Raw genomic sequence first — 4,483 nt, 5'->3', positions numbered from 1 at the left:
CATCCGCGGCAACTGCAAGCACGTGCGCGCCGTCGCGAACCGCCTGGCCGCCTGAGCCTGCGCGCGCCGGGCGGCCGCTGCGCTCGCGGCTGCCCGGTCAAAAGGCGAGCAGGAGTGTGACCCCCTCCGACCGTTCCCTCTGCCTGCCATCTTGGCCTAACACGTTCAGTTCTTGGTACAGTGCGCTGAGCAATCGTCTCAACACTGTCCAGTTGGAGATTGCGATGGACGTCTTTGCCTTGCGAGACCGGCTGATCGGCCAGTATCGCGACTATGTCTCCAGCTTCTTCTCCATTCGCGACCAACGGCTCCGCGACTTCGTCGACCGTCTGCTCGACAGCGGGCGGCTCTGGCCCGACCCGCTTGTCCAGCTCAACCCCTCCTTCGAGACAGGACCCTCGGTCGAGGACCTCGTCGCCGAGGGAGTGCTTCACCCGGAATGCGGCCGCATCTTCCGTCGCGGCAAGTCGGAGCAGTCGCCCGGCATGCCGATTGTTCTGCATCGCCATCAGGAGGATGCCATTCGGACCGCCGCGACCGGAGAAAGCTACGTCCTGACGACCGGCACCGGATCCGGCAAGAGCCTTGCCTACTTCATTCCCATCGTCGACGCCATCCTCAAGGCCGGACCAGGCGCCGGGATCAAAGCGATCGTCGTCTACCCGATGAACGCCCTCGCCAACAGCCAGCTAGAGGAGCTGCGCAAATTCCTTGAAGCCGGCTATCCCCAAGGATGCGGCCGGGTTCGGTTCGCCCGCTATACCGGCCAAGAGAACAGCGAAGAGCGAGAGCACATCCTCGCCCAGCCGCCCGACATTCTGCTCACCAACTTCGTGATGCTCGAACTCCTCCTCACTCGCCCGGCCGAGCGCCGGCTGGTCGAGGCGGCCCAAGGGCTGGAGTTCCTCGTCCTCGACGAGCTGCACACCTATCGCGGACGGCAGGGCGCCGATGTCGCGATGCTGGCGCGGCGGGTGCGCGAGCGCTGCGGCGCGCCGACCATGCGCTGCATCGGCACCAGCGCCACCATCGCCGGCGCGGGGACGCGCGAGGAGCGGCAGCGCGAGGTCGCCGAGACCGCCAGCCGCTTGTTCGGGCTGCCGGTTCGGCCGGAGCATGTCATCACCGAAACGCTTCGCCGCGCGGCCAGCCGTCCAGCGTCGGATGTCACGCCGGAGGAGCTCCGCCGCGCTCTTGAGGACAACCGTCCCTTTCCTGAGACCTTCGACGAACTCGCGGTCCATCCGCTCGCAGCATGGACCGAGGAAGCGTTCGGCCTTCAGACCGACCCCGACGGACGGCTGGAGCGCCGCGCGCCGCGGACCATCCGCGAAGCAGCGAGCGAACTCGCTTCGATCACCGCTGTCGACCCCAAACGGTGCGAGCAGCGGCTGAAGGAGATCCTCCTCGCCGGCTACCGTGCTGTGAACCCGGTGAACGGGAACCGATTTTTCGCCTTCCGCCTCCATCAGTTCATCAGCCGCGGCGACACCCTCTACGCCACCCCCGAAGCACCGCCGACCCGCTACCTCACTGCTGAGGGGCAGGTCTATGTGCCCGGCGACCGCTCGCGAGTCCTCCTGCCGCTCGCCTTCTGCCGCGAGTGCGGGCAGGAATACTACGTCGTCCAGCGGACAGCGAGCGGCGAACTCGTCCCGCGCGACCTTGAGGACCGCGACGACGACGCCGGCTACCTTGCCGTCGACCCGGACAACGAACTCGCCGTCGACACCGACAGCCTGCCCGAGGAATGGATCGAGACGGACGGCAGTGGGTCCCCGCGAGTTCGGCAAACCTACCGTGGCGCCGTGCCCCAGCGCCTCTCCGTGACCCCGGCGGGTCGGATCGTCGCGGAAGCGGAGGGAGGAACCCCAGCGTGGTTCATGTCTGCTCCCTTCCGTCTCTGTCTCCGCTGCCGTGTCTCGTATGCCAACTCGCGCGAGCGCGACTTTATCAAACTCGCGGAGCTTGCAACCGAAGGCCGCAGCACTGCGACCACGATCCTTTCGCTCGCGCTGGTCTCGGCGCTCAAGGAGGACGCACAGCTGCCCCCAAGCGCCCGCAAGCTGCTCTCCTTCACCGACAACCGGCAGGACGCCTCGCTGCAGGCCGGGCATTTCAACGACTTCGTCCAAGTCGGGCTGCTGCGCGCCGCGCTCTACGCCGCGATCTGCGCCGCCGGTCCCGACGGCCTCACGCACGACACCGTGGCGTCAAAAGTGATCGAGCAGCTTCGTCTGCCGTTCGAGGAGTACGCCTCCAATCCAGACGCTCAATTCCTCGGCCGGCGCAACGCCGACGAGGCGCTCCGGAGCGTCATCGCCTACCGGCTCTACCGCGACCTGCGGCGCGGCTGGCGCATCAACGCGCCGAACCTTGAACAGGTCGGGCTCCTCCGTATCGACTACCCGATGCTCGCCGAGTTCTGCCGCAGCGAGGACATCTGGACCGGCCGCCATCCCGTGCTCGCCAACGCCGCGCCGGCCGTGCGCGAGCGTGTCTGCCGGGTTGTGCTCGACCACTTCCGCCGCGAACTCGCGATCAAGGTAGAAGCGCTCGACCCGGACCATCAGAGCGCAATCCGCGACCGCAGCTACCAGCATCTGCGCGAGCCGTGGGCGCTCGAGCAGAGGGAGCCAATGGAAAGCGCGCCGGTCGTGCGCGTCGGGCCGAAGGACCCCAAGCTCCGGGACGACGTCGGCCAGCGTCCAGTGACGGCGCGGTCTCTGCTTGGACGGTATCTGCGCCGCGGCTCGACGTGGAGCGGCGACGGGACACCGGGGCCTGCCATCCCCGAGCGCGAGTTCGAGCGGCTGGCGCAGGACCTCTTCGAGGCGCTCGCGCGCGGCGGCTACCTCGAGCCGATTCCGAATCTCGAGCGTTGCTACCGGCTGCACGCGAGCGCCCTCGTCTGGCTCGCCGGCGACGGCACGCCCCCCGCGCCCGACCCGACCCGGCTTGCGGCTCCGCCGAGAACCCCACGCGCTGCCAACCAGTTTTTCCGCGACTTCTACGCCACCGCGGCGGCGCTGCTTGTCGGGATGGAAGCGCGCGAGCACACCGCCCAAGTGCCGAGCGACGCGCGGCAGGAGCGGGAGAAACGGTTCCGGGAAGGCACGCTTCCCGTCCTCTACTGCTCGCCGACGATGGAGCTCGGCATCGATATCGCCGACCTTAACGCCGTCCACCTCCGCAACGTCCCGCCGACGCCGGCGAACTATGCGCAGCGCAGCGGACGGGCCGGACGCAGCGGCCAGCCCGCGCTCGTCGTCACCTACTGCAGCTCCTACAGCCCCCACGACCAGTATTACTTCCGCCGCGCCGAGCGCATGGTGAGCGGGCAGGTGACGCCGCCGCGCCTCGACCTCGCAAACGAAGACCTCGTGCGGGCGCACATCCAAGCGGTCTGGCTCGCCGAGACCGGCCAGGACCTCGGCTCGTCGGTTGCCGACGTGCTCGACCTGAGTCTGCCGAACCTGCCGCTCAAAGCGAGCGTCTGGCATTACCTCGACCGTGACGACGCGCGCGAGCGGGCGCTCGCCCGCGCAAGGCGCATCCTCGAGCCGATGGCCGCCGATCTTGCGGAGGCGCCGTGGTACACGCCCGACTGGGTCGAGAGCGTCATCCAGACGGCGGCGCGCCGCTTCGATGAGGCCGCCGACCGCTGGCGGCAGTTGTACCTCGCGGCCGTCGCTCAGCAGGAGCGCCAAAACGCGATCGTGATGGACGCCTCGCGGCGCACCGACGAGCGCGAGCGCGCAAAAAAGCTGCGCGAGGAGGCGGAGTCACAGCGGGACCTGCTCCTCAAAACGGGGGACTTCCAAAGCGACTTCTACAGCTACCGCTACTTCGCGAGCGAAGGGTTCCTGCCGGGCTACAACTTCCCGCGCCTGCCGCTCGCTGCCTACCTGCCCGGCCGCCTGCGCCGATCCGGCCGCGACGAGTTCCTCTCCCGGCCGCGCTTCCTTGCCATCTCCGAGTTCGGGCCGCAGAGCATCATCTACCACGAGGGCAGCCGCTACCGCGTCACCAAGGTGATCCTAGAGCGGCGCGACGGCGACACCGTGACCCAAACAGCGAAGCTGTGCAACCGCTGCGGCTACGGCCACTTCGGCACGGCGGTCGATGCCGATGTCTGCCGCCACTGCGGGGCGACGCTCGACGCCGAGAACTCGCAGTATCGGCCCAATCTCCTGCGGATGACGAACGTCGCGACCCGCCGCGTCGACCGAATAAACTCCGACGAAGAAGAGCGCCAGCGGCTCGGCTATGAACTGCGGACGTTCTTCGCCTTTGCTGAGGGCACGAGCGGGCCTCTGCGGCGCGACGCAACGGTGACGAGCAGCGACCGGCAGCCCCTTGCCGAGCTCACCTACGGCCCGAACACGACCCTCTGGCGGGTGAATTTCGGCTGGCTCCGCCGGAAGGACCGGTCCGTCGTCGGCTTCATGCTCGATCTCGAACGCGGCATTTGGGAGGAGAG

At 68.2% G+C, this 4,483-nt stretch carries 1 protein-coding gene; it reads left to right on the top strand.

Annotation, left to right across the window (positions count from 1 at the left end; translation table 11 throughout):
- Positions 1 to 224 precede the first annotated feature (224 nt).
- Positions 225 to 4,483 (top strand): DEAD/DEAH box helicase (locus NZ773_16040; protein MCS6803438.1); only part of this gene is annotated, 4,259 nt, incomplete at its 3' end.

The organism is Dehalococcoidia bacterium (assembly GCA_025054935.1).
GTDB lineage: Bacteria > Chloroflexota > Dehalococcoidia > SpSt-223 > SpSt-223 > JANWZD01.
Note: the sequence above shows the minus strand (reverse complement) of the source record. Positions and strands in the feature narration are given on the sequence as shown.